Annotated in this window: 23 protein-coding genes; 11 read left to right on the forward strand and 12 right to left on the reverse strand. The window is 52.5% G+C overall.

Annotation, left to right across the window (positions count from 1 at the left end):
* Positions 1-21 precede the first annotated feature (21 nt).
* Together L3068_RS11385 and L3068_RS11390 are read left to right on the forward strand one after the other, a co-directional pair.
* The gene (locus L3068_RS11385; protein WP_014883769.1) at positions 22-2,202 is read left to right on the forward strand and encodes a type I secretion system permease/ATPase; all 2,181 of its coding nucleotides are present in this window, start codon (positions 22-24) and stop codon (positions 2,200-2,202) included.
* A complete protein-coding gene (locus tag L3068_RS11390) occupies positions 2,199-3,374 on the forward strand; it encodes an HlyD family type I secretion periplasmic adaptor subunit (protein ID WP_023330375.1) in 1,176 nt (391 codons plus the stop codon). The genes L3068_RS11385 and L3068_RS11390 overlap by 4 nt, the downstream gene beginning before the upstream one ends.
* Before the next feature lie 35 nt (positions 3,375-3,409).
* Here L3068_RS11390 and L3068_RS11395 read toward each other — a convergent pair whose 3' ends face one another.
* Positions 3,410-4,294: a MarR family transcriptional regulator gene (locus tag L3068_RS11395; protein ID WP_117581756.1), complete on the reverse strand. Its 885-nt coding sequence runs from the start codon at positions 4,292-4,294 to the stop codon at positions 3,410-3,412.
* Between the two features lie 287 nt (positions 4,295-4,581).
* Here L3068_RS11395 and L3068_RS11400 point away from each other — a divergent pair, with 287 nt between their 5' ends.
* Positions 4,582-6,045 (forward strand): EAL domain-containing protein, encoded by a 1,464-nt coding sequence (locus tag L3068_RS11400; RefSeq protein ID WP_045268119.1) that lies wholly within the window; start codon positions 4,582-4,584, stop codon positions 6,043-6,045.
* Between the two features lie 25 nt (positions 6,046-6,070).
* On the opposite strand, the gene L3068_RS11405 is transcribed toward L3068_RS11400, so the two are convergent.
* Both L3068_RS11405 and L3068_RS11410 read right to left on the reverse strand, forming a co-directional pair.
* Positions 6,071-6,343, reverse strand: a complete 273-nt coding sequence (locus L3068_RS11405; RefSeq protein WP_014883773.1) for an ElaB/YgaM/YqjD family protein — start codon at positions 6,341-6,343, stop codon at positions 6,071-6,073.
* 135 nt (positions 6,344-6,478) lie between these two features.
* A complete protein-coding gene (locus L3068_RS11410) occupies positions 6,479-6,955 on the reverse strand; it encodes a GNAT family N-acetyltransferase (RefSeq protein ID WP_117581650.1) in 477 nt (158 codons plus the stop codon).
* Positions 6,956-7,044: 89 nt separating this feature from the next.
* On the opposite strand from L3068_RS11410, the gene L3068_RS11415 reads away from it, so the two are divergent.
* Positions 7,045-8,001 (forward strand): LysR family transcriptional regulator, encoded by a 957-nt coding sequence (locus L3068_RS11415; protein WP_236904873.1) that lies wholly within the window; start codon positions 7,045-7,047, stop codon positions 7,999-8,001.
* 309 nt (positions 8,002-8,310) lie between these two features.
* Here the strand turns inward: L3068_RS11415 and L3068_RS11425 are convergent, their stop codons facing one another.
* Genes L3068_RS11425 through L3068_RS11445 form a run of 5 tightly spaced genes read right to left on the reverse strand, consistent with a single transcriptional unit; the run spans position 8,311 to position 12,453 of the window.
* Complete coding sequence (locus L3068_RS11425; RefSeq protein WP_117581652.1) at positions 8,311-8,931, reverse strand: tetratricopeptide repeat protein; 621 nt, start codon at positions 8,929-8,931, stop codon at positions 8,311-8,313.
* Positions 8,928-9,734 (reverse strand): SDR family oxidoreductase, encoded by an 807-nt coding sequence (locus L3068_RS11430; RefSeq protein WP_032636602.1) that lies wholly within the window; start codon positions 9,732-9,734, stop codon positions 8,928-8,930. Before L3068_RS11430 ends, L3068_RS11425 begins: the two co-directional genes overlap by 4 nt.
* Complete coding sequence (locus L3068_RS11435; RefSeq protein WP_069602074.1) at positions 9,721-10,386, reverse strand: iron-containing redox enzyme family protein; 666 nt, start codon at positions 10,384-10,386, stop codon at positions 9,721-9,723. Before L3068_RS11435 ends, L3068_RS11430 begins: the two co-directional genes overlap by 14 nt.
* Positions 10,383-11,825, reverse strand: a complete 1,443-nt coding sequence (locus tag L3068_RS11440) for an AMP-binding protein (RefSeq protein WP_117581654.1) — start codon at positions 11,823-11,825, stop codon at positions 10,383-10,385. The genes L3068_RS11435 and L3068_RS11440 overlap by 4 nt, the downstream gene beginning before the upstream one ends.
* Positions 11,815-12,453, reverse strand: coding sequence for a thermostable hemolysin (locus L3068_RS11445; protein WP_230688497.1), 639 nt, complete (start codon positions 12,451-12,453; stop codon positions 11,815-11,817). The genes L3068_RS11440 and L3068_RS11445 overlap by 11 nt, the downstream gene beginning before the upstream one ends.
* A gap of 167 nt (positions 12,454-12,620) precedes the next feature.
* On the opposite strand from L3068_RS11445, the gene L3068_RS11450 reads away from it, so the two are divergent.
* The 4 genes from L3068_RS11450 (at position 12,621) to L3068_RS11465 (ending at position 16,627) form a co-directional block, all read left to right on the forward strand.
* The gene (locus tag L3068_RS11450; protein ID WP_047027363.1) at positions 12,621-13,163 is read left to right on the forward strand and encodes a cytochrome b; all 543 of its coding nucleotides are present in this window, start codon (positions 12,621-12,623) and stop codon (positions 13,161-13,163) included.
* Positions 13,164-13,350: 187 nt separating this feature from the next.
* On the forward strand, positions 13,351-13,626 hold the full coding sequence (locus tag L3068_RS11455) for a metal/formaldehyde-sensitive transcriptional repressor (RefSeq protein ID WP_003857256.1): 276 nt from the start codon (positions 13,351-13,353) through the stop codon (positions 13,624-13,626).
* 30 nt (positions 13,627-13,656) lie between these two features.
* A complete protein-coding gene (locus L3068_RS11460) occupies positions 13,657-14,775 on the forward strand; it encodes an S-(hydroxymethyl)glutathione dehydrogenase/class III alcohol dehydrogenase (RefSeq protein ID WP_014883778.1) in 1,119 nt (372 codons plus the stop codon).
* 160 nt (positions 14,776-14,935) lie between these two features.
* On the forward strand, positions 14,936-16,627 hold the full coding sequence (locus tag L3068_RS11465) for a methyl-accepting chemotaxis protein (RefSeq protein ID WP_014883779.1): 1,692 nt from the start codon (positions 14,936-14,938) through the stop codon (positions 16,625-16,627).
* Positions 16,628-16,717: 90 nt separating this feature from the next.
* Here L3068_RS11465 and L3068_RS11470 read toward each other — a convergent pair whose 3' ends face one another.
* The 4 genes from L3068_RS11470 to L3068_RS11485 form a co-directional block, all read right to left on the reverse strand.
* Entirely contained in the window at positions 16,718-19,099 is a 2,382-nt protein-coding gene (locus L3068_RS11470; RefSeq protein WP_014883780.1) for a glucose/quinate/shikimate family membrane-bound PQQ-dependent dehydrogenase, read from the reverse strand.
* 250 nt (positions 19,100-19,349) lie between these two features.
* Complete coding sequence (locus tag L3068_RS11475) at positions 19,350-20,273, reverse strand: LysR substrate-binding domain-containing protein (protein ID WP_014883781.1); 924 nt, start codon at positions 20,271-20,273, stop codon at positions 19,350-19,352.
* A gap of 182 nt (positions 20,274-20,455) precedes the next feature.
* Complete coding sequence (locus L3068_RS11480) at positions 20,456-21,340, reverse strand: SDR family oxidoreductase (protein WP_014883782.1); 885 nt, start codon at positions 21,338-21,340, stop codon at positions 20,456-20,458.
* 64 nt (positions 21,341-21,404) lie between these two features.
* Entirely contained in the window at positions 21,405-21,794 is a 390-nt protein-coding gene (locus L3068_RS11485) for a YdeI family stress tolerance OB fold protein (protein ID WP_014883783.1), read from the reverse strand.
* 139 nt (positions 21,795-21,933) lie between these two features.
* On the opposite strand from L3068_RS11485, the gene L3068_RS11490 reads away from it, so the two are divergent.
* Genes L3068_RS11490 through L3068_RS11500 form a run of 3 tightly spaced genes read left to right on the forward strand, consistent with a single transcriptional unit; the run spans position 21,934 to position 23,423 of the window.
* Positions 21,934-22,437 (forward strand): hypothetical protein, encoded by a 504-nt coding sequence (locus L3068_RS11490; RefSeq protein ID WP_117581657.1) that lies wholly within the window; start codon positions 21,934-21,936, stop codon positions 22,435-22,437.
* Between the two features lie 9 nt (positions 22,438-22,446).
* A complete protein-coding gene (locus L3068_RS11495; protein ID WP_014883785.1) occupies positions 22,447-22,893 on the forward strand; it encodes a DUF421 domain-containing protein in 447 nt (148 codons plus the stop codon).
* Positions 22,894-22,904: 11 nt separating this feature from the next.
* Positions 22,905-23,423 (forward strand): 2-oxo-tetronate isomerase, encoded by a 519-nt coding sequence (locus tag L3068_RS11500; RefSeq protein WP_014883786.1) that lies wholly within the window; start codon positions 22,905-22,907, stop codon positions 23,421-23,423.
* Positions 23,424-23,439: the final 16 nt, after the last annotated feature.

Genomic DNA, 23,439 nt, shown 5'->3' on the forward strand with positions numbered 1-23,439 from the left:
AATAGCGTTAACCCGGAGATTATGAAGACACATCCACAGTACGAACCCTGGCTGCAGGGCATGCTGATCATCGCGAAGCACTATCGGCTGGACTTTTCCGCGGAACATGTTCGGGTCACGATTAACCATGAAAGTCAGTCTCCGCGCCAGCTGGTGCTGGAGGAGATGGCGCGCCAGCTAGGGCTGGGGATGCGTGTAGTGGCGGCGGAAGCGGTCTCTCTCGATCCGTGGCGTTTACCGCTGCTGGCGGAATTCACCGGCGGACAAATCGCAGTGATTACCCGCATGGACAACGAAGGCAACGTCAGCCTGCAGTTTAGCGGAGACGGTGGCCTGGAGACGACGCTGACGCTGGAAGCGCTCGGGACACGGTTAAAAACCCTGCTGGTGCTGCGCCCGCTGGAGTCCACACCGGATGCCCGCGTGGACGATTACATTAAACCGTATGAGAAAAACTGGTTCTGGCAGCTGGCGCTGAAAGACTGGCGACGCTATAGCGACATTATGCTGGTGGCGCTGGTGGCTAACGTACTGGCTCTCTCTGGCATGGTCTTTTCCATGCAGGTGTACGACAGGGTAGTACCGTCGCAATCAGAAGCCACGCTGTGGGTGCTGTTTGGCGGCGTCATGATTGCCATTGTCTTCGAATTCGTCATGCGCATGCTGCGCGTGCATATATCTGACGTGGTGGGGAAACGCGCCGACCTGCGCATTTCAGAGCGTGTGTTTGCCCACGCGCTGCGGATTAAAAATGGCGCACGCTCCAAATCAACCGGTTCGTTTATTGCGCAGATCCGCGAGCTGGAGTCGGTGCGTGAACTCATCACCTCCACCACCATTGCGGCGATCTCCGATCTGCCGTTCTTCCTGCTGTTCGTCTTTATTCTGTGGATGATCGGCGGCCCGCTGGTGCTGGTGGTGCTGCTCGCCGTGCCGCTGTTGCTGATTCCGGGCCTGCTGGTGCAGCGTCCGCTGGGCAAACTCTCCAGCGAGGGGATGCGCGAATCTGCTATCCGTAACGCCACGCTGGTGGAGGCGGTGCAGGGCATTGAGGACATCAAGCTGATGCGCGCCGAACAGCGTTTCCAGAACCAGTGGAATAACACCAACGATGTCGCCGCCAGCGTCGGCATGAAGCAGCGCTGGCTGACGGGCCTGCTGCTGACCTGGACCCAGGAAGTGCAGTCTATCGTCTATGCGGTAGTCCTGCTGGTGGGCTGTTATCTGGTGATCAGCGGGGATATGACCACCGGTGCGCTGGTAGGAACCTCGATTCTGGCGTCGCGCACCATCGCGCCGCTGTCGCAGATCTCAGGCGTGCTCTCCCGCTGGCAGTCGGCAAAAGTGGCCCGTAAGGGGCTGGACGACCTGATGCAGCGACCGATTGACGATCCGCAGCACGGGAAGAAGGTGCATAAAGCCCATCTGCGCGGCGACTACGTGCTGGAGGACGTCGGGTTTTACTACGATGAAGAAGAGAAACTCAGCGTGCTTAACATCAGCAAGCTACAGATCCGTGCCGGGGAGCGCGTGGCGGTGCTTGGCCGAAATGGCTCCGGCAAAAGCACGCTGCTGCAACTTCTGGCGGGCATGCAGGAGCCGCAGCAGGGCAGCATCCTGCTGGACGATATCGCGCTTAACCATCTGGACCCGGCCGATCTGCGTCGCGACATGCAGTTGCTCAGCCAGCAGGCGCGGCTGTTCTTTGGCTCCGTGCGGGACAATATCCTGATGGGTAACCCACTGGCGACTGACGAAGAAATTCATCAGGCGCTGGTGAACAGCGGCGCGCTGGAGTTTGTGCGCAAGCAGAAAATGGGGCTGAACACCCTTATCAATGAAGGCGGCACGGGGCTGTCCGGCGGGCAGCGTCAGGCGCTGCTGCTGGCGCGCGCGCTGATCACTTCTCCGACGATTTTGCTGCTGGATGAGCCTACCGCCTGGCTGGATGAAGTGAGCGAGAAGCAGTTTATTCAGCATCTTCACCAGTGGCTGGGCAAGCGCCGGACGCTGGTGGTGGCCACCCACCGCCTGCCAATTCTGGACCTGGTTGACCGCATCATTGTGCTGGAAAACGGCAAGGTGGTGATGGACGGCCCGCGCGACGCGATCCTGCATCAGCACGGTATGGCGACGCCAAAAGCCGCGCAGCGCACCGTGACCATGAAAGCGGCGGCGGTTGCTGAGGAGGGTGTGGCATGAATGATTTAACCCGTTTTAATAGCCGTCTGAAAGAGCCACGCCTGCCAAGGTCGTCGCTGGTGGCATGGGCGCTGTTCGCCCTGCTGGCGGTATTTATCGCCTGGGCGAGCCTGTTCGAGCTTGATGAAGTCACCACCGGCAGCGGCAAGGTGATTCCGTCTTCGCATGAGCAGGTGATTCAGTCCCTGGAAGGGGGCATTATTCACAGCCTGATGGTGCGCGAAGGCGACATTGTCGAACGCGGTCAGCAGCTTGCGCAGTTAGACCGGACAAAAACCGAGTCCAGCGTGCTGGAGAGTGAGTCCCGTCTGAATGCCGCGCTGGCAACGGCGGCGCGCCTGAAGGCCGAGGTCAACGACACGGCGCTGATTTTTCCCGAAGAACTGGATGACGACGTTGAACTGGTCAAACAAGAGACGGCGCTCTATCAGTCCCGTCGCGAAAGCCTGGAAAAAGGGCTGGCCGGCCTGCGTCAGGGGGCTGAACTGGTGCAGCGTGAACTGTCGTTAACCCGTCCGCTGGTGACCCAGGGGGCGGCCAGCAAGGTGGAGGTGTTACGTCTTGAGCGTCAAAAAAATGAGCTTGAGAATAAAATCACCGAGATGAAAAACCAGTATTACGTTCGCGCCCGTGAAGAACTGGCAAAAGCCAACGCGGAAATTGAAGCTCAGCGTTCGGTGATGAAAGGACGTGAGGATTCCCTGACCCGGCTGACCTTCAATGCGCCGGTGCGTGGCATCGTGAAGGATATTGACGTGACGACCGTGGGAGGCGTTATCCCGCCGAATGGCAAGCTGATGAGCCTGGTGCCGCTGGACGATCAGATGGTGGTTGAGGCAAAAATCTCCCCGCGCGACGTGGCATTTATCCATCCCGGCCAGAAAGCGCTGGTAAAAGTGACGGCCTATGACTACTCCATTTACGGTGGGCTGGAAGGGGAAGTGACCATGATTTCACCGGATACTTTGCAGGATGAGGTGAAAAGGGATGTCTACTACTACCGCGTTTATATCCGCACCGACAGTAACCATCTGACCAATAAGCAAGGTAAGGAATTTCCGGTCTTTCCGGGGATGATTGCGACGGTGGATATCAAAACCGGGAGTAAAACCATTCTTGATTATCTGTTGAAGCCGCTCAACAAAGCGAAAGAAGCGCTGCGGGAGAGATAAGGGCAGGGCGTTCGGGGAACCGAACGCCATTTTTATTATACCGTTAATGTGACGTTGTTGGGGTGGCGTCGTTCTTTCGGTACCACGTTAATGTAATGGGTGACATACGCGAAATAGAGTCCGGCATAGTTTTCGACTAGTTCGAGAAAAGCCGGATACACCGACAGGCGACCGTTACCGCGATCTTTCAGATATCCTGCCTCTTGCGCTGTTTTGATAATCCGGTTGACGTGGATCCGCGAAACAAAGAATTCTTTCGCGAGCGTGCTGGCTGAATAATCAATAACTGCACCATGAGCAGATTTGTTTTTTATGGCCTGCAGATAAAGATAAAGCATAATCATGCGTCCGCCATCTTTATCGATAAATAATCCTACCTCGGGTAACACTTTCCTGAAGGTTAATCCCCGGAAGAGATATTCCGCTGCGCGGCGGAAAAAATTATTTCTCAATGTGTCATTATCCAGCAGGTTTACATCAATATTAAACGTCGGATAAAGAATGCTGACGGGCAAAAATGCACCGGACATATAGCGTTTAAGTTCACTCAATCCTTTTTCGGTCGGGGCTATTCGTGTTTTTCGACGGTCATCCGTACAGCGCCAGGTCCTGATGCGCCCCGTGGTTCTGAGAAGAGTAATGATCGCAATCACACTATTAGGGCTGGCTATTTTATAGCGGGAGCATAGCTCTTTAATCTCAGATACTGACTCGGCCTGATTGCCAAATATAAAACAGCACATGGCGAGAATAATGTTGAACCGCGCTTCCTGAAGCATTGTCTTGTAGAACAAAGGTTGTTTTTTATAGATGGTGTCATTAATTGTGTAGTGCTCTAATATTGCCTCACCAAATCGTGGGTTGCTCTTTATAACATCCCGTCGATGTAGCAAGGCCCTGGATGAGATGTGATTATCCATAGCATTTTTCTCGTGTTTGATGAACCGATAGATGAAGTATCCAGTCTTCTTTTTCGGAATTTTCATTATACCTGAGAAACCGTGTTTTGCCGTCGTTATTTGAAAAGAAAGATATATTTACATTTGTCGACAGAAGAGAGTGTGATTAACGCAAAGATGTTCCGGTGCGGAACGTTGATAACAGTATCTTAACCTGATGGCGTACTGTAAAATTATTCTATACACCAGCTGTATTACATATTCCGTATTCATAATAAGAATGGCGATTTTGTGCCCAGGAGCAGGTTATGACCCACAAAATTTCTCACAGAAATGTTGCTCGCGACGATCGGCGGTTTGTCATCTCAACCTGCGGTTTTACCTTCCAGGGGTATGCTTTGCTCCTGAAAAAGTACGGCATAGACGCTTCGCATATCCACTTTGAGGGAGATGATGTCTGCCAACGGGATAGGGAAAATATCCTTAATAATCAACATGCTCATATTGTTGTGTTTCCGGGTAAAGGGATTGTCACTCTGCTGGAAAGTCTGACGCGGCTGGCATCCGTACTGAATGCATTGCCTGTTATCCGATGCGTGACCCTTTATAGTGATATACCTGACAGCTGGTTATATCGCACTCTGGGTAGCCTTTTACATAACAGCCATCAATTATCACTGATTCGGATCGCCAGCGTTTCTGATGTCATCAACTGCTTCCACACCCATAATAAGGGGTTTAAAGACCACTCGCGATTATTACGCGATCACTGTCTGGGGTATTCTCCGCAGGAAAACCTGAAATGGCTAACAAGAAGAGAAATTGACGTTTTATTGAATTTCTACCGCGGTATGTCCGTAAAAGATCTGTGCGAAAAGCTAGGACTTTCTAATAAAACGGTTTATACCCATCGTAAGGAAGGTGTGCAGAAGTTACATTATATTAAACGATGGTTAAACGATCCGCATAACTTCAAAGCGGAAAGAAGTCACAAAAACCATCGTCTTAAAGCGGAATTCACGGATAAAGAAGCAGATATATTTAATGCTCTGGTGAAAAGGGAAATCTTCCCGGCCTACCAGATCATTACCGATCGCGACAAAAAAGGGGTGGGCTTTGAGATACTGATCCGCTGGAATAAAAACGGCAAAATAGTCAAGCCTGCCTGTTTTCTTAATGACATTTCAAATCACGAGATATGGTTAAAAATAACGGCCCTGGTGATCCACGCTGCCGTGTCCGGGATTAATAAATATAATGGGAAATTCTATTTTTCAGTCAATATTCCGCCTCGTCTCGCTTCCGGAAAAGCGTTGCCGGAGATGGCCCGGAAAGCCATCGGCATGTTGCTCAAACCCCAGTGGGCGGAAAAGCTTGTCTTTGAATTTGCAGAAGATATCGATGTGACCAAAGACAAGAAGATCCCTGAAACCATGCGGCATCTGCGTAATACCGGGTGCAGACTGTTTCTGGATGACTGCTTCTCTAACCATCACACCATGTTTCCTGTCAGGCAGGTGCATTTTGACGGGTTGAAACTGGACCGCGACATCGTTGAGCATTTTGTGGCGAACGACAACGATTATAATCTGATTAAAGCGATTCAGATATACAGCGACATGACCGGAACGGACTGCATTGCTGAAGGGGTGGACAGTGAAGAGAAATTTGAAAAATTAGTCGAACTGGGCGTGAAAAACTTTCAGGGATATTATCTCTCACGGGCTGTGAAGGAGGAGGAATTAGATCGCATGGTAAGACAGTTTAGCTAAAAAATAAAGCCCCGAAGGGCCTTGATTATTTACGACCCAGTAGCAGGCCGAGAACAATACCGACGGCACCGGCGGCGATAAGGCCGGTTAGCGGGTTATTTCTGACCGCTTCTGTTACATCAGAAACCGCATCGCTGGCCTGCGCGGCATATTTTTTAGCCGCGCCTTTTACCTGGTGCTTTGGTGAATCGACGAATTCACCAAACTGCTGCTGTGCAGAACCTGCAATTTCATCGAGCTTATTTTTTGCTTTATCTTCAGCAAACTGGGTGTTTTTATCAGTACCGAAATCAGACATCTTTGCCTCCTTGTGTTGATAATTAAAGGATAGCCGCTCTTTGCAGATATGAGAGACGAAAGGTTAATTTCGGCACCTGGCAGGGCTGTTTTCGGATATATCTCTGTGCGAAAGGACTCGCACAGAGAGACGTTGTTATTCGGCAAAACTCAGCAGCGCGTCGCCATCAAGGCGATAGCGCACCCATTCAGACTGCGGCAGCGCGCCAATGCTCAGGTAAAAATCAATGGCGGGCTGGTTCCAGTCCAGAACGCTCCATTCCAGGCGACCACACTGCCGCTTTACCGCGAGTTGCGCGATATGTTTCAGTAACGCTCTTCCCGCGCCTTTACCGCGATACTCCGGGGAAACGTACAGGTCTTCCATATAGATCCCGTTGCGTCCGAGCCAGGTTGAATAGCTGGTAAAGAACACGGCATAGCCGATGATGTTGCCTTCATACTCAGCGATCAACGCTTCGGTGTGACTTCCCGCGCCAAAGAGCGTTTCACGGATCTCCTCTGGCGTGGTAACCACTTCTTCCGGCGCTTTTTCATAGACTGCCAGCTCGTAGATCATGGCGTAAATGGTCGCGGCATCTTCGGGACGAGCCTGACGAAGGATAATGCTCATTGTTATTCCTGCTTTTTGTCTGTTTCGCGATTGATGGCGTTAAGCATACGGAGTATTGTCCGAAGAATTAAGTGCAATGAAATCAACAAATGATGAATATTATGCATCCGGCTTTACGACGTCTTGATTTAAACCTGTTGCCCGTTTTCGACGCGATTTACCGCCATCGTTCTGTTCGTCTGGCAGCCGATGAGCTGGCGATGAGCACATCGGCACTGAGCCATGCGCTTTCGCGTCTGCGCGCGACGCTGAACGATCCGCTCTTTTTTCGGGAAGGGCATCGTATGTCCCCCAGCGTGTATGCTTCTCAGCTCGCACCTTCCATCGCTTCCGCACTGTCATTCCTGAATCATGAGCTGACCCCGCAGCCGGAGTTTGACGCCCCCAGCAGTACCGAGAGCTTACACATTGCGATTACGGATTTTACCGCGCTTTGCGTTTTTCCGACCCTGATGCACACCTTGCAGCATGCTGCCCCTGGTTTGCGTTTTGAATTGCGTTATTTGCCCCACAGCCCGGCGCTGACGGAGCTATTAGCCGGGGAAGTGGATCTGGCGCTCGGGTTCAGTACCTCGGAGGATATTCGTCATCCGGAACTGGAGGAGATAGGCTGGTTCGAAGATGAGTATGTGGTCATCAGTAACGCCAGCCGGACACGGCTGACGCTGGAGGATTATCTCGCGGCCCGACATCTGGTGGTCACGCCCTGGAATGAGAAACAAGGGGTTCTGGATTTGCGGCTTGAGCAGTTGGGCTATACCCGGCACATAGCGATCAAAACGCCGTCGATGCTCAGCGCCCCGTTTATCGTTGCACAAAGCGATCTGCTGATGGCGATCCCGCGGTTTGCGGCTGAGAAGCTGGTCGCGGCTGCGGATCTCAGGATATTTGCTTTACCGTTTTCAATCCGCGCGTTTGAAGCGAAAATTTACTCGCATAAACGCAGCGGCCAGCGGGGGGCGACCCGCTGGCTTAAGGAGGAGCTGCATAAACTGGCGCAGGCGGTAAGACGTTCAGCTGATGGCGGGGGAAGTCATCCGTCTTAATTTAACGGCAGATAGATATCCGTTTGCAGCGCGTGTTCCGGCACCTCGTGGACAAAATTGATGTTGGAGATCGTATCCAGCGAGCCAGTGTGACGCTCGACAGCGTATCGTCCTTGCCTGCGCGGTCGGGCAGGATCCTGACCGATCTTGCGATTTTTATTTGTAACAGGGTTTCGCAGGATTTGATTAGGAATGAGAGAGGCGTTCTTGATATTGACATGACCCTGTTTCGGAAAGAATGTTAGTCGCTGGTATGCCGTTCTGACGTCAATTATCGAACGGCATCCAGTAATTTTCTGCGAAAGTGTTTTATGGAATGCTTTGCAAATCCCTTTCAATATCACGACGGCGTCCGTTGTCAGCGATTTCGCGCCCTGGGCGAGCCGGTGCTTTCAGTGCTTTGGTTAGAAAACGCCTGGCTTCATCCGTTCTTTTCTCTTTTAGAAGGTAATCGCCGTAGAAATAGTTAGGGTCTATACCGTCAGGGTTGATGGCCAGCGCTTTTTTCAACATTTCATCAGCTTTGTCTTTATCACCAAAACCGATTGGCCAGCCGGGAACCTGATAATAAAGAGCCCCCAGGCTTGTCCAGGCCGATCCCTGAAGCGCGTTAGGTTCAATTTCAATCGCTTTCTCCAGGTTAGTGCGGGCTTGTTTAACAAGGCTCAATGCTCCCAGACCACCTTTTGCGCCAGCCCAGCTGCTATCAATGATTGCAGACCAAATTAACAGTGGTGCGCTTGAGTTGTTTTTCATCTGACTTGCCTGATGCGCTTTCTGACTAAGTGAACTAAAGCAGTTCTCTTTTTTGGCTTCCAGAGTTTGATACTGGCACACAGACCAATCGTGTTGTAATTCCTCGAGGGGGGTGTCCGCCAGTGCTACAGTCGGAACTGCTGCAACAAGAAATAGAGCATACAGTTTTCTCATTTGTGTTCTCCTTTTAACGATTTTCTGGCGAATTCCTGAATGACAGGTAATTTTTTTGCTAATGCTCCGTCGACGACGTGAGGAAACCAGGCATTAATTTTGACGAACAGACGCTCCATAATTCCAAAGCGATACCGTTTCTGCTCCGTTTCAAGAAGCCGTGCAAGCTGGGATGCGACATAAATCGGCGAATCGTTGTTATTACCGAGTTTCTGGTTAAGGGCGTAAACCTGTTCGCTGTTGAGCGTGGTTTTTGTTGCGCGTGGAGCGGCATACAAAACGGTAATACCGCTTCCCTGCAATTCCCGACCAAGTGCTTCGGAAAAACGGTGTGTCGCAGCCTTGGTTGCGCTGTATACACTCCACGCCGGATGCCCTATTTCCCCAAAAATTGAACCAATATTAAGCACGATGCCAGGTCTGTTCATTTTATCCAGCAAGGCCCGGGTCAGAAGGGCAGGAATCTCGATATTGGTTCGGATCTGTTCACGAATATCGTCGAATGATTGCTGTTCAAGCAATGCAAAGCGACTGCTTCCTGCGTTATTGATGAGAATGTCCAACCCACCATTCTGAGACAGACTGTTCGCCAGCCCTAATATCTCTTCGTCGGAATAGCTGCGCATTAGGGCGATATTGTGTCGCTCCGGGTGAGGAATGGCATTCTTTAAAAGCGACATTGCCTTTTCATTACGCCCTACGAGATAGAGTCTCGCGCCTTTATGCGCCAGCTCTCGCGCCAGCGCCTGACCGATTCCTCCGCTGGCACCGGTTAGCAGAACGGTTTTATTAAGCAGATTCATGGACGTTATCTCCCAGTTGGTCAAGCATCTGTCCGTAGAGATGATAAATACGACGAGCCGTGTGGATAATGGCCTCCTGATCGCACTTGTCAGTGATTGAATCCATGAGGGACGCAAAGAATTGCAGATGGCCCTGATCGAGTTCTCCGTGAGAACGCAGGTAGGTGGTTGCCTGCTCAGGCAGCGCCAGAGTATTTTCCAGCTGAGCCGCAACAGCTGTTGCAATTGACACACTAGTGCCTTCCAGCACGAGCACCATGCCAAATATGCTCATCGGGTTTACCCGCTCAATTCGGTAGTAGAGGTAAGCGATCATCATTTCGATGGGCAGGCCCGGCATACCATTTCTTACTGCCTCAGGATTCCCCCCACATGCACGAATATCATTGAGGATCCACTCCTGATGCCCATATTCCTCATCAATATATTCAGCGATTGCGCCACGTACGGCTTCGTGAGAGGCAGGAAGGCAGCTGCCAGCACACATTAGTAGCGGAACGGTATGACTGACGTGATAATAAGCCTGTGTCAAAAACGCGATATACATCTCCGCCGAGATATCGCCTGTCTGGCAACGCGCAATAACAGGTGAATCAAGTAAACGTTGACGTTCTACAGCGGTCTGATTCTGTAATTCCTGATAAAAGCTCATGCGTCTTCCTCCTGGCTGCAGGTGAGAATAATATGTTTCAGGGACTGCCAGATGGCGCTTCGTTTAGGGCGACCATTTGCGGTAATCATTTCGGGAGAAGATATTTCGGACGTAAACAGCAATCGGTGAAATTGCGCGTAGTCTGGAAGATGCGCGGAGATACGCATTAACTGTTGACGCGCCAGCTCCTTTTGTCCTTCAAAAGCATCAACAAGCGCAACGTTACGTGTTAAACCATCACCAAAAATGACTACACGGCGCACAGCAGGGCATGCCATCGCTTCTGCTTCAGGCCATTCTGGAGAAAAATTGCGACCGTATGCGTTTATCTGAACGTTTTTTAAACGGCCAATAATATGAATAAATCCATCATCATCAACGCTTGCAAGGTCGCCAGTAGGAACCGTTGTATTTTGTGATTCCTCCCCGAGATACCCCAGGGCATTGGCTGGACTCGTTACGTGTAGTTGCTGTAAGGGATCAACGGTAACGTTTATACCTGGCAGAGGTTTGCCAACGCTGCTCTTTTTGGAAGAACCAGGCAAATTAAGAGCGACAACAGAACCGCACTCTGATAACCCATAGCCTTCAAAAACGGGTAAGCCTGCATTTGCTGCCAGTTCCATTAACGGCGTCGGAATTTTCCCGCCACCCACGGCCACGAAGCGCAGAGAACGTGTACTTTCAGGCGCCACCTGATGCAGATGGACTAACACCCGTAATATTTCAGGTACAAGAACCAGGCTTTCAGGTTGCCATGTCATTAAGGCCTGTAAAAAACGTTTGGGGTTAAATTGACTTGAACCCTCAAAGCCTGTCTGAGCCGTGGGTAATATCACTGTTTCTGCACCCATTAATAATGGGATATAGATTCCGCACAAATTCTCGAGCAGAATGCTGAGCGGCAGGCTGACAAGATGTTTCTCCGGTGCGATTGGACGCAGAGCGGTAGCGAGTGTTTGCGCGGTCCATAACATTCCCTTCTGACTCAGGCACACGCCTTTAGGTTCACCGGTGGTTCCCGAGGTAAAGGTAATCTTGGATGTCCCCACAGGCAACGACGTTGGGGCAGTTGACTGTCTAACCTGCAGCTTACCGAATGGGAAATCATGTCTGTGCCATCCAGACATACTCTCACCACCAATTTGCGCATCAATCGACGCTGAAGCACGCACCCATTCTTTTTGCGTTTCCGAGAAAAAGGGAGGAATGGGTACAATGACGATCCCGACAGATATACAGGCAAGATCGATAATGGCCCACTCCGGACTATTATCAAGCTCAAGCGCCAGCCTTCTAATCCCCAGGGCGTGGAGCAACGATGCGGCGTTTACGACTGCCTCTAAATATTGCTTCCAGCTCCATAACGTTGTTTCACCCCTAAGAGCAGTTTGATCAGGGTATTGAAGAGCTTGCTGTTTCAGTGCGTTAAGAAACATGATGTTCTCCCGACAGATTAGTCCATGGAGCCTCGGGTAAAGTGTTTATTAACTTCATCAATAGACTGCCCTGAGTTAGCGCAGAATGACCGCCAGCCAGTTCACCGGCCATAATTTGTGGGTCATATTGATAGTATTTTCCCCATTCATGTGCATCATTCCCAAGGCGAGCGGGATTGGCCGGCATGATGAGGATGGGATTCAAATTAAGTCGATGAAAGGTATTGCGAATTTTTTTCGTACCGGTAAACACGATCCATGAAAATTGATACTCAGTAAGGACCTGGCAGAGCGCTGCAAACATGATTCGTGCACTTGCACCATCCCTCGCTGCAAAATTTCCAATTTCGACAATTGCGGCGCGAGAAACAGATTGCGACAGCCGTGACGAAAGCGTTACCTCAATGGGGCTATCGAGATATTTTTCCAGATAAAGAGATCCCTGAGAGGCGATATGTACGCCACTGGCAGCCTTAAGTTCACCATTTGCATCGTAAAGGCCAATAAGCCATGGCATGCAACGGGAAATCGAAGCCTGATAAACCTGCTGATAGTTTTCACGGATTAACGCTGAAATATCATTCTGTTCGTGTTCACCGTGAAGCCATTTAAGAGTGTAGGGGGGCATTATTCGCATCATGAGACCTCTCATATGAGTCTCTTCAATATGAGCGATTAATATTATGACAACCTTAAGAAAGTTTTTTTCTTATGTTGTAAGTCGTGAATGAAATTAAGGTATTCTTAAGAATAAACAACACATACTGGCGTATACTCGAAAAAAAGGATTGAGCAATGAACAGAAATTACGCCAGCAGTCAGATCGCATTGCACTGGCTTGTATTTGTAGCCATTATTATCGCCTATGCAGCTATGGAGTTAAAAGGGCTGGCGGTTAAGGGTAGCCCGATCCGTGTAACTATGGCGATAGTGCACTATACTGCGGGCTTTAGCGTTATGTTGCTAATGGTTATCCGGGTTGTCCTGAAAATGACACATCGCGACCCTGAAATTATACCACCACCACCACGCTGGCAAATTGTGGCGTCAAAAATAATACACGGATTGTTGTATTTAATGTTTCTCCTGTTACCGTTGCTGGGGATTGCATCGCTTTACTTTGGGCAGATTGAATGGTCCTTTTTTGGAATAAAAATGCCTATAGCCACCTATCTTAATACAGATGCACAGCATACCCTCAAAGAAGTGCATGAGTTTATTGCAAATGCCGGGTATTTTCTTGTCGGTTTCCATGCTCTGGCCGCATTATTTCATCATTACTTCGTTCGTGATAACACGCTGGTGAGAATGTTGCCGATAATACATCGACATAAATAAGTTTTAAGAGCGCCTTGTTGTGGTAGTTATTTCGCATACCGAGGAGCACTCATCCTGATTCGTCATTTGTCATAATATGGTCTTTTACCCATATCGCATAAACCCATGCAATAACCCTATAAAACTTCATGTTTACAAAAAGTTGATTTCATTGATACCATACCCCCCTATAGTATCAGGAGGGCGTATGCCGCATTCACCCGAAGATAAAAAACGTATTCTTACTCGCGTCCGTCGCATTCGGGGCCAAGTCGATGCCCTTGAACGCGCACTGGAGTCGGGCGATCCCTGTCTGGCTATCCTGCAGCAAATTGCGGCCGTGCGCGGTGCTGCCAATGGCCTGATGGGCGAAATGGTAGAAATTCATCTCAAAGATGAGCTGGTGACGGGAGAGACAACGCCGGATCAGCGAGCCGTGCGCATGGCAGAAGTCGGCCATTTGCTGCGCTCTTATCTAAAATAAACCCACACACCTGACAAAAAGGGAAGACCTATGAAATCTCGCGCTGCTGTTGCATTTGGCCCCGGCCAGCCGCTGAAAATCGTTGAAATCGACGTCGCACCACCGAAAAAAGGCGAAGTGCTGATCAAAATTACCCATACCGGCGTTTGCCATACCGATGCGTTCACGCTGTCCGGCGACGATCCGGAAGGTGTTTTCCCGGCGGTACTGGGACACGAAGGCGGCGGGATCGTTGTGGAGGTGGGCGAGGGCGTGACCAGCCTGAAGCCTGGCGATCACGTTATCCCGCTGTACACGGCGGAATGCGGCGAGTGTAAGTTCTGTAAATCCGGCAAGACCAACCTCTGCCAGGCCGTCCGCGCCACGCAGGGAAAAGGGCTGATGCCGGACGGGACGACCCGTTTCTCTTATAACGGCGAGCCGATTTACCACTACATGGGCACCAGCACCTTCAGCGAGTATACCGTTTGCGCGGAGATCTCTCTGGCGAAGGTGAACCCGCAGGCGCCGCTGGATAAAGTCTGCCTGCTGGGCTGCGGCGTGACGACCGGCATTGGCGCGGTCCATAACACGGCAAAAGTCAAAGAGGGGGATACCGTGGCGGTGTTCGGTCTCGGCGGCATTGGTCTGGCGGTGATTCAGGGCGCGGTGCAGGCGAAGGCCGGGCGTATTATTGCGGTCGATACTAACCCGGAGAAATTCAAACTGGCGGGTGAAATGGGCGCGACCGATTTCGTTAACCCGAAAGATCACGAAAAACCGATTCAGGATGTCATTGTTGAGATGACCGACGGCGGCGTGGACTTCAGCTTTGAGTGTATCGGCAACGTTAACGTCATGCGTTCCGCGCTGGAATGCTGCCACAAAGGCTGGGGCGAGAGCATCATTATTGGTGTGGCCGGCGCGGGTCAGGAGATTAAAACCCGTCCATTCCAGCTGGTCACCGGACGCGTGTGGCGCGGCTCCGCGTTTGGCGGCGTGAAGGGCCGTACCCAGCTTCCGGGGATGGTTGAAGATGCTATGGTCGGTAAGATTCAGCTCGATCCGTTCATTACTCACCGTTTGCCGCTAGAGCAGATCAACGAAGCGTTTGATCTGATGCACGACGGAAAATCTATCCGTACCGTTATTCATTTCGGCGACAAGTAACTCTTCTGCCAGCGGTTTTTAGCCGCTGGCATTTCTTTAATAATCTTCTCTAAAGTGTGACCAGTGCGGCGTTTTTAGCCGTAATCTAAATCTCTGCCGTGCCGATGACTATCTAACAGGCGTGTTTTTACGCATCTTACCTATAAGAGAGTCGACGGTCATGGACAACACTACTTCGATGCAGGCGCAGCGTAAGCTGGGCTTCTTGCATCACATCAGGCTGGTTCCGCTGTTTTCCTCCATTCTCGGTGGCATTATTTTGCTGTTTGCCTTGAGCTCGGGTCTGGCGGGATATTTCCTGCTGCAGGCCGATAACGATCTGCAGGATGTCACATCAGAGATTCAGGTGCGTATGGGGCTGTCGAACAGCTCAAACCATCTGCGCACCGCGCGTATCAATCTGATCCACGCCGGCGCGGCAAGCCGTATCGCAGAGATGGATGCGATGAAGCAGAATATCAGCGAGGCGGAAACGCGTATCAAGCAGTCCCAGGATAGCTTTAACGCGTATATGAATCGCTCCGTGCGTACCGCTGAAGACGAAGCGCTGGATGCTGACCTGAAAGCGCGCTACGACGCCTATATCGCGGGCATGCAGCCGATGGTCAAATTTGCCAAAAACGGCATGTTCGAAGCGATCATCAACCACGAAAATGAAACCGCGCGCCCGCTGGATGACGCTTACAATGCCGTGCTGCTGAAGGCGATTAAGATCCGCACCGACCGTGCCAATGCGCTAACGGCGCAGGCGCACAGCCGCACGCAGCTGGGGCTGATGTTTATGGTGGGCGCGTTTGTGCTGGCGCTGGTATTGACCGCGATGACCTTCGTTGTGCTGCGCCGCACGGTCATTCATCCGCTACAGCGTGCCGCGAAACGTATCGAGAATATTGCAAAAGGTGACCTGACGATGCCGGACGATGTGGCCGGACGCAGCGAAATTGGCCGTCTGACGCGCGATCTGCAAACCATGCAGCACTCCCTCGAAACAACGGTTGGCACCGTGCGTCAGGGCGCGGAGGAGATCTATCGCGGAACCAGCGAGATTTCTGCCGGTAATACTGACCTCTCTTCGCGCACCGAGCAGCAGGCCGCGGCCATTGAGCAGACCGCCGCGAGCATGGAACAGTTAACCGCCACGGTGAAACAGAACGCTGATAACGCGCATCATGCCAGCAAGCTGGCGGAAGATGCCTCCGGAAAAGCCAGCCGTGGCGGCCAGATGGTCTCCGGCGTGGTCAAAACGATGGGCAACATCTCCAGCAGTTCGAAGAAGATCTCTGAGATTACCGCCGTGATTAACAGCATTGCTTTCCAGACCAATATTCTGGCACTGAACGCGGCGGTAGAAGCGGCGCGCGCGGGTGAACAGGGGCGTGGATTTGCGGTGGTAGCCAGTGAAGTGCGTACGCTGGCAAGCCGTAGCGCCAACGCGGCAAAAGAGATCGAAAGCCTGATCAATGAGTCGGTTTCCCTTATCGATCAGGGGTCGGGTGAGGTGGTGGCTGCGGGTAACACCATGAATGAAATCGTCGACGCGGTTAAGCGCGTGACCGACATCATGCTGGAAATTGCCGCCGCATCGGATGAGCAGAGCCGCGGTATTGTGCAGGTCAGCCAGGCGATTTCGGAGATGGATAAAGTGACCCAGCAGAACGCCTCGCTGGTGGAAGAAGCATCTGCAGCCGCGGCATCCCTGGAAGAACAGGGCGCTCGTCTGACCGAGGCTGTGGGGGCATTTCGTTTAAGCGGCGCGAAGCCTGGCCGCGCGGTGACGTCTGTGCCAGTGGCGAAGAACACGCCGTTGCGCCCGGCGGCGACGGTTTCCGGAGATAACTGGGAGACGTTCTGAGTCGCCAGCAATGTCGGGTGGCGCTTCGCTTACCCGACCTACAAAATCGACCTACAAAAAAAAGGGACCCTTCGGTCCCTTTTTCACAGCTTATTTCTTATCAGGTAACGCGTATGCGATAACGTAATCACCGCGATCTGGTGACTGGCGAGCGCCCCCGGCGTTAATGATGATGTACTGTTTACCGGTTTTCGGTGAGACGTAAGTCATCGGGCCGGACTGGCTGCCAACCGGCAGTCGGTCTTTCCAGATCTCTTTCCCGGTGGCGGTATCAAACGCACGCAGGTAGAAATCCTGAGTACCGGCGAAGAACAGCAGGCCGGACTGGGTTGAGAGCGACGCGCCCAGCGTTGGCATCCCGATTGGGATAGGCATGTGCATGCGAATGCCCAGAGGGCCGGTGTCTTCCACCGTACCGACAGGCACCTGCCACACCAGTTTGCCGGATTTCAGATCGACCGCGGACATGGTGCCGAACGGCGGTTTCTGGCACGGAATGCCGAGCGGTGACAGGAAACGTTCACGCATTGCGCCGAACGGCGTGCCGTCCATCGGGACGATGCCCATCTCAATGCCGCTGGCGTCTTTCGCCACGTTAGCGCGCGGCACCATGTAGTTTGCCAGTCCGAGGCGCATATCGTTGACGAACATCAGGCTGTTGTTCGGGTCAACCGAGACGCTGCCCCAGTTCATTCCGCCCAGCGAGCCAGGGAACTGCAGGGAACGGTCAAGACCCGGCGGGGTGAAGACACCCTGATGACGCATCTCTTTAAACTGAATACGGCACAGCAGCAGGTCGACAGGCGTCGCGCCCCACATGTCGGATTCAGTCAGCGTCTGGTTGCCAATCATCGGCATGCCGACGGAATACGGCTGGGTGGGTGAGTAGCGTTCACCTTCAACGTTACCAGCCGGTACCGGACGCTCTTCTACCTTCGCGACCGGCTTACCGGTTTCGCGGTTGAGCATAAAGATCATGCCCTGCTTGCTGGTCTGCACCAGTACAGGCGTGGTGCCGCCTTTGCCGTCAGGCAGGTCATACAGCAGCGGCTGGGAAGGCAGGTCGAAGTCCCACAGATCGTGGTGGGTGGTCTGGAAATGCCAGCGCACCTGGCCGGTGGTGGCATCAACGGCGACGATAGAAGAGCTGTATTTATCGTCCAGCGCGGTACGCTCACCCGCCCAGAAATCCGGGGTGGCGTTGCCGGTTGGCAGATAAATCAGGTTCAGTTTGGCGTCGTAAGACATGGCCGACCAGACATTTGGCGTACCGCGGGTGTAGGTCTGTCCTTCCGGCGGCAGGCCGGTCAGGTTCGGATTACCCGGATCCCACGCCCAGGCCAGCTTACCGGTGTGAACGTCATACGCACGTACCACGCCCGGGGGTTCGCCGGTGGAGAAGTTATCCGCGACGCGACCGCCGACGACGACCACGTTCCCGGCGACCAGCGGCGTGGAGGTCTGCTGATAATATCCCGGCTTGATCTCACCCATACCGATGCTCAGATCCACGGTGCCGTGGTCGCCAAAATCTTCGCAGACCTTGCCATTATCCGCATTGATGGCAATCAGGCGGGCATCGGTGGTCGGCAGGAACAGACGGCGAGGGCATGCGGCAGGCTGCGCGGTTTCCTGTGACGTTGTCACGTTCTGGTGGTCTTCAAAATAGCCCAGACCGCGGCAGCGCTGCCAGTTAGGCGCGGTGGCTTTAGAATCGTAGCGCCATTTTTCTTTCCCGGAGTCCACGTCCAGCGCCAGCACTTTACTGTACGGGGTACAAACGTACAGCGTATCGCCAATCTGTAAAGGCGTGTTTTGGTCTTCCGCGCCAGAGCCGTTGCTCTGTGGAATATCGCCGGTATGGGCAACCCAGGCGACTTTCAGTTCGCTGACGTTTTGCTTGTTAATTTGATCCAGTGCGGCGAAGCGGTCACCGTGTGTGGTGTTGCCCCAGTGCGCCCAGTTCTTTTGCTGCTCACCGGGTGCGACGGGTTTAACCGGAACGGGTTCATTCGCCGCCACGAGAGTCTGGGGCTTAAACATCCAGCCAAGGCTAACCAGCATCGCCACGGCCAGGACCGCCGCAACGCCAAAAGCAGGCGCCTTGTTGGGGGAATTGTGGTTTGCTCCACGCAGGTAAGGCCAGACGATGGCACAAAGGAAAGCCAGTACGGCGAAGGTAAACAGGCGGGAGAAGAGCGGCCAGAAATCCCAGCCCGCATCGCTTACCGCCCAGACCAGCGAGGCAATAAACGCGATGCTGTAAAGGACAATCCCGCTGGTGCGATTGAGGAAAATCAGGATCGCGGCAATCACCATTACCACGCCCATTATCAGGAAGTAACAACTTCCGCCCACGGTGGCGAGCTTAAACCCCAGCCCGCCGACGGCCAGACCGATGAGCAACATCAGTCCGGCAAGAAGCCACTGCAGGATACGCGGTATCCCACGTGGCGCGCTGCCAAATGCCATTTCTGTCTCCTTAGATCCCGCCGCTATGCCGGGTGTACCAGTTGGGTAATAAAATCGGCGGGAATAATGATTAACACGGGTGAATTCATCTTTATCAAAAGATTTACGAACCATTTGGTGAATTCGTGGCTATGATAAAACTGTTAAATTGTTTTACGCAATTGTTAATGAATCATTCCGCATTATTTGATTAGCGCACAGGACAGATCCCTCGCCCCGTTGGGGAGAGGGTTAGGGTGAAGGGAAGAATTCACACCGGCATGGATTTACGGATGGCGCTCAGCAGCGTCTGCGCACCCGTTGAGAGCGGCGTGTCTACGCGGGTTAAAATGCCGATAGGTTCACCGGCACCCGGGGCGGTCACCGGCAGAGCGGTCAGGGTTCCCTGACGCAAATCATCTTTTACCGCACCGGAGGGAACGAACCAGACGTAGTCATAATCGAGGGTGAGCTGGCGTGACAGCGAGGCCGACAGCGTTTCGATACACCCTGAGGGTAGTGTACATCCCTGCATTTGCAGCAAGTTTTCGGCGGCCTGGCGCGGGACGGTGCCTTTCGGGCAGACCACCACGGGCCATTCCATGACGCGGCTTAACGTCACGGTATCCTGCAGTAAAGGATGGTCGGGACGCACCACCAGCTTCAGGGATTCCAGAAACAGCAGTTCGTAATTGAGACCGCCCATCAGTTCAGGGTCAGACATACGACCGATACCCAGATCCAGTTCCCCCGATTTGAGCCCCGCGAGCAGCATGGTGTTATTCATGGTGGCAACCTGAATCGTGGTATGCCGTTGCTGCTTGTGGAATTGACCAATCACGGGCGGCAAAATGCCCAGCGCCGCGGTAGGCAAGGCACCCACACGTACCACGTCACTGGTGTGCTCTTCTTTTCTGTGCAGGGACTGGCCTGCGGTGTTGAGCGCATCCAGCACCTTAACGGCGTGCGTCAGGAATTGTTCGCCCACAAGGGTAAGCTGTGCGCCCAACCGACCGCGATCGAAAAGACGGGCGCCGGTGAGCTGTTCCAGCTCGTTAAGGGTTTTTGAGAGCGCAGGCTGGCTCAGATTAAGGGTTTCAGCCGCTCGCCCCAGCGTTCCCTGTTGAGCGACGGCCACAAATGTATGCAAATGGCGCAAGCGTATGCGCTGACTGAACAGACCATTTTTTTCCATAGGCGATGTTAAAAACAGAGCGATGCGGGTGACAAGTTAAGTTGTTTAATTTTGATAACCTGATAGCAAAATATTTTTAACATTTGATCTGTTTGAGTTACAACATGTTTTTCAGGAGGGGCTGCAGGCGAACGTCCTTGTTCATTTATTGCTCATTGCTGAGGGGTTACATCAGTAACCCATTAGATCACGCCATCCCCGCCGTCAGAACACCACACCTGACCGGACGTATAGGAACACGCATCCGAGGCCAGCGTGACGTACAGCGGAGCAATTTCTACCGGCTGACCCGGACGCCCCAGTGGCGTATCGCCGCCAAACTCCTTCACTTTTTCCATTGGCTGACCGCCGCTTGACTGCAGTACCGTCCAGTACGGTCCAGGCGCCACCGCGTTGACGCGAATGCCTTTTGGGCCCAGCTGTTTGGCTAAGGATTTAGTAAATACGGCCAGACAGGCTTTCGTCTGGGCGTAGTCCAGCAGCACGGGGCTGGGCTTCACTGCCTGAACCGAGGAGGTGTTAATGATAACGGACGACGCCTTCAGATGGCGCAGCGCCGCCTTGGTGATCCAGAAGGGGGCATAAACGTTGGTTTTAAACGTCGCGTCAAAGTCTTCGGTGGTGAGCTCTTCCAGAGACTCCCGGTACTGCTGACGGCCCGCGTTATTGATCAGAATATCCAGGCCACCCAGCTTCGAGACGGCTTCCTCGACCAGATTCTGACAGAAGGTTTCATCCCGGATATCCCCCGGCAGCGCGATGGCTTTGCGTCCTTCCGCTTTGATCAGCGCGATCACCTCTGCGGCGTCTTTTTCCTCTTCAGGCAAATAGTTGATGGCAACGTCAGCCCCTTCACGGGCATAGGCGATAGCCACCGCGCGACCTATCCCGGAGTCACCCCCGGTGATCAGCGCTTTTTTGCCGGTAAGGCGGCCATGCCCTTTGTAGCTTTTTTCCCCATGATCGGGTACAGGTTGCATCTCTGATGCCAGTCCCGGCGGCGTTTGCGGCTGTTCCGGGAACGGGGGTTGCGGGTAAGCGTTCGTACGTTGTGTAGTATCACTCATAGCTGACTCCTTAAGCCAAGGGGTGAGATTTGATGGATAGTTGCAGCGTTAACGCTTCGCTGAATTATTTCTGCAAACGATCAACACGGACGACGGCAGGAGATGATTTTTTATCAAGCGAACCGTTGATACTGATCATCTGGTCGGGTTTTACCGTTCTGCCGTCGAAGACTGCCTGGGGAATAATAACGTCGATTTTTCCGGTTTTATCCTGGAATACAAACTTATCGCCGCTACCGTCAATAAGATTACCGCGTAATGAAATTGTCGCACCGTCATGCATTTGTTTTGCCTGATCGATGGTCATAATACGCGCATCATCGGTTCCACGATATCCGCTATCCAGCGCGTGAGGCGGGGGCGGCGCGTCACCTTTTTGTAACCCGCCGTTATTATCTGCCCATGCTGATGGAACCAAAAATATCAAAAAAGCGGAAATAAGTGATAATTTCATCTGATATCCTTCATTTTTGGGTGTCTTGACTTATTAAGTATTGTTGCTATTCCTTTATGTGGCAAATGTGATAAGTCTTAAAAACAATCTCTTTTGAAATCAAAACACTCATAAAATAAGCGAAACGGTGACGACAACCATGAAGCGTGAAAATGAAAAGTTACCCGGGATAGATGAGAGTTATCGCTTGCTCAGGTTTGAATATGCATTTCGCCAGGTGGGTTTTGCGCTGCTTTTAGGTATTATCATCGCAGCGATGGCCGGTCTGTTTTCCAGCGGCATGGTGAGCGACACGTCCAGGACCAATTCTGCTAAATCTCTGACCATTCACTATGAACGCTTTGGCCGTCGGGAGACCGAGTCAAGGATGCAATTTACGTTTCCGGTGAAAACGGCGGGTCACTTCACGCTCAGCATCACCAGCGAGCGCAGCGACGTTTACGAACCCGGCAGCGTCTGGCCGCAGCCGGACAGAATGTATAGCCGTGGGAAAACCCTTTATTTCGTCTATGACACGCTCCAGAAGTCAGACAGGTTCTCCGTGTTGTACTTCACGACCCCGACCCGGGCCGGTAAGTGGAATACTGTCATCCGCGCAAACAACGAGCCGGAGATCACCGTCTGGCAATTTATTTACCCGTAGGAGGCTGATATGGATATGGTCTTTCGTGCGCTGGCGATTTATCTGTTTCTCGTGGTGGTATTTAAAGTGGCGGGGCGACGCGCGCTGCTACAGATGACCAGCTTTGACCTTATTCTACTGTTAATTATTAGTGAAGCCACGCAGCAGGCGCTTCTGGGGCAGGACTTTTCTGTCACCGGGGCGATGATAACGATTACCACGCTGGTGGTAGTGGATATTCTCTTTGGGTTGATGAAGAAATATTTTTCCCCGGTGGAAAATATTCTGGATGGTAATCCCGTCATTCTGGTAGAGAATGGCGTGCCGTTAGCGGATAAACTCAAAAAAGTCGACGTATCCTGTGATGATATTCTGGTGTCAGCGCGTCAGAATAATGGCATTACAAAAATGAGTGAAATCAAATATGCCATATTCGAACGTAATGGGCATATTTCAATCATTCCTTTTGAGAAATAAGAGGCGGCAAAATGAGCAATCTTTTTCACGACGATCATTATACCGTAAGTGAATTAACGAAAAAGCTGGCGAGTAAATTAACCGATGCCGGGCTGCGCTTAACCACGGCGGAATCCTGTACGGGGGGAAAGCTCTCGGTCGCGTTGTGCGCAGAAGAGAACACCGCCGATTTTTATGATGTCGGGCTGGTGGTGTTCAGCGATGAAGCAAAAGCGCGGATCCTCGGCGTGCGTTCTGAAACGCTGGCGCGCTATACCGCCGTCAGCGAACCGACGGTGGGCGAGATGGCCGCCAGTATCCGCGATATGGCCCAGGCGGATATCAGCATTGCCATCAGCGGATACGCAGGCCCTGAAGGGGGCGACGATGGGACGGCGGCAGGGACGGTCTGCTTTGGCTGGAATATTTGCGGCGAGACGAAAACCCGCACCGTTCTTTTCTCCGGTGACTGTCAGGACGTGGTGGAAAAAGCGGTGCATTTTGCGCTGGCTGAACTGGTAACAACCTTGTCGGACGACAATATCGGGTAAATTCACGTGGAGGTTG

Origin of the sequence: Enterobacter cloacae complex sp. ECL414 (assembly GCF_021869685.1) — a bacterium.
Lineage (GTDB): Bacteria > Pseudomonadota > Gammaproteobacteria > Enterobacterales > Enterobacteriaceae > Enterobacter > Enterobacter kobei.

What these genes read in the sequence shown, in the direction of transcription:
- L3068_RS11490 (WP_117581657.1), top strand. Translation starts at nt 21,934, where the DNA reads ATGAAGCGTGAAAATGAAAAGTTACCCGGGATAGATGAGAGTTATCGC.
- L3068_RS11500 (WP_014883786.1), top strand. Translation starts at nt 22,905, where the DNA reads ATGAGCAATCTTTTTCACGACGATCATTATACCGTAAGTGAATTAACG.
- L3068_RS11405 (WP_014883773.1), bottom strand. Translation starts at nt 6,343, where the DNA reads ATGTCTGATTTCGGTACTGATAAAAACACCCAGTTTGCTGAAGATAAA.
- L3068_RS11410 (WP_117581650.1), bottom strand. Translation starts at nt 6,955, where the DNA reads ATGAGCATTATCCTTCGTCAGGCTCGTCCCGAAGATGCCGCGACCATT.
- L3068_RS11495 (WP_014883785.1), top strand. Translation starts at nt 22,447, where the DNA reads ATGGATATGGTCTTTCGTGCGCTGGCGATTTATCTGTTTCTCGTGGTG.
- L3068_RS11415 (WP_236904873.1), top strand. Translation starts at nt 7,045, where the DNA reads ATGATGAATATTATGCATCCGGCTTTACGACGTCTTGATTTAAACCTG.
- L3068_RS11460 (WP_014883778.1), top strand. Translation starts at nt 13,657, where the DNA reads ATGAAATCTCGCGCTGCTGTTGCATTTGGCCCCGGCCAGCCGCTGAAA.
- L3068_RS11465 (WP_014883779.1), top strand. Translation starts at nt 14,936, where the DNA reads ATGGACAACACTACTTCGATGCAGGCGCAGCGTAAGCTGGGCTTCTTG.
- L3068_RS11475 (WP_014883781.1), bottom strand. Translation starts at nt 20,273, where the DNA reads ATGGAAAAAAATGGTCTGTTCAGTCAGCGCATACGCTTGCGCCATTTG.
- L3068_RS11390 (WP_023330375.1), top strand. Translation starts at nt 2,199, where the DNA reads ATGAATGATTTAACCCGTTTTAATAGCCGTCTGAAAGAGCCACGCCTG.
- L3068_RS11395 (WP_117581756.1), bottom strand. Translation starts at nt 4,294, where the DNA reads ATGGATAATCACATCTCATCCAGGGCCTTGCTACATCGACGGGATGTT.
- L3068_RS11445 (WP_230688497.1), bottom strand. Translation starts at nt 12,453, where the DNA reads ATGCCCCCCTACACTCTTAAATGGCTTCACGGTGAACACGAACAGAAT.
- L3068_RS11430 (WP_032636602.1), bottom strand. Translation starts at nt 9,734, where the DNA reads ATGAATCTGCTTAATAAAACCGTTCTGCTAACCGGTGCCAGCGGAGGA.
- L3068_RS11440 (WP_117581654.1), bottom strand. Translation starts at nt 11,825, where the DNA reads ATGTTTCTTAACGCACTGAAACAGCAAGCTCTTCAATACCCTGATCAA.
- L3068_RS11425 (WP_117581652.1), bottom strand. Translation starts at nt 8,931, where the DNA reads ATGAGAAAACTGTATGCTCTATTTCTTGTTGCAGCAGTTCCGACTGTA.
- L3068_RS11455 (WP_003857256.1), top strand. Translation starts at nt 13,351, where the DNA reads ATGCCGCATTCACCCGAAGATAAAAAACGTATTCTTACTCGCGTCCGT.
- L3068_RS11470 (WP_014883780.1), bottom strand. Translation starts at nt 19,099, where the DNA reads ATGGCATTTGGCAGCGCGCCACGTGGGATACCGCGTATCCTGCAGTGG.
- L3068_RS11450 (WP_047027363.1), top strand. Translation starts at nt 12,621, where the DNA reads ATGAACAGAAATTACGCCAGCAGTCAGATCGCATTGCACTGGCTTGTA.
- L3068_RS11485 (WP_014883783.1), bottom strand. Translation starts at nt 21,794, where the DNA reads ATGAAATTATCACTTATTTCCGCTTTTTTGATATTTTTGGTTCCATCA.
- L3068_RS11435 (WP_069602074.1), bottom strand. Translation starts at nt 10,386, where the DNA reads ATGAGCTTTTATCAGGAATTACAGAATCAGACCGCTGTAGAACGTCAA.
- L3068_RS11400 (WP_045268119.1), top strand. Translation starts at nt 4,582, where the DNA reads ATGACCCACAAAATTTCTCACAGAAATGTTGCTCGCGACGATCGGCGG.
- L3068_RS11385 (WP_014883769.1), top strand. Translation starts at nt 22, where the DNA reads ATGAAGACACATCCACAGTACGAACCCTGGCTGCAGGGCATGCTGATC.
- L3068_RS11480 (WP_014883782.1), bottom strand. Translation starts at nt 21,340, where the DNA reads ATGAGTGATACTACACAACGTACGAACGCTTACCCGCAACCCCCGTTC.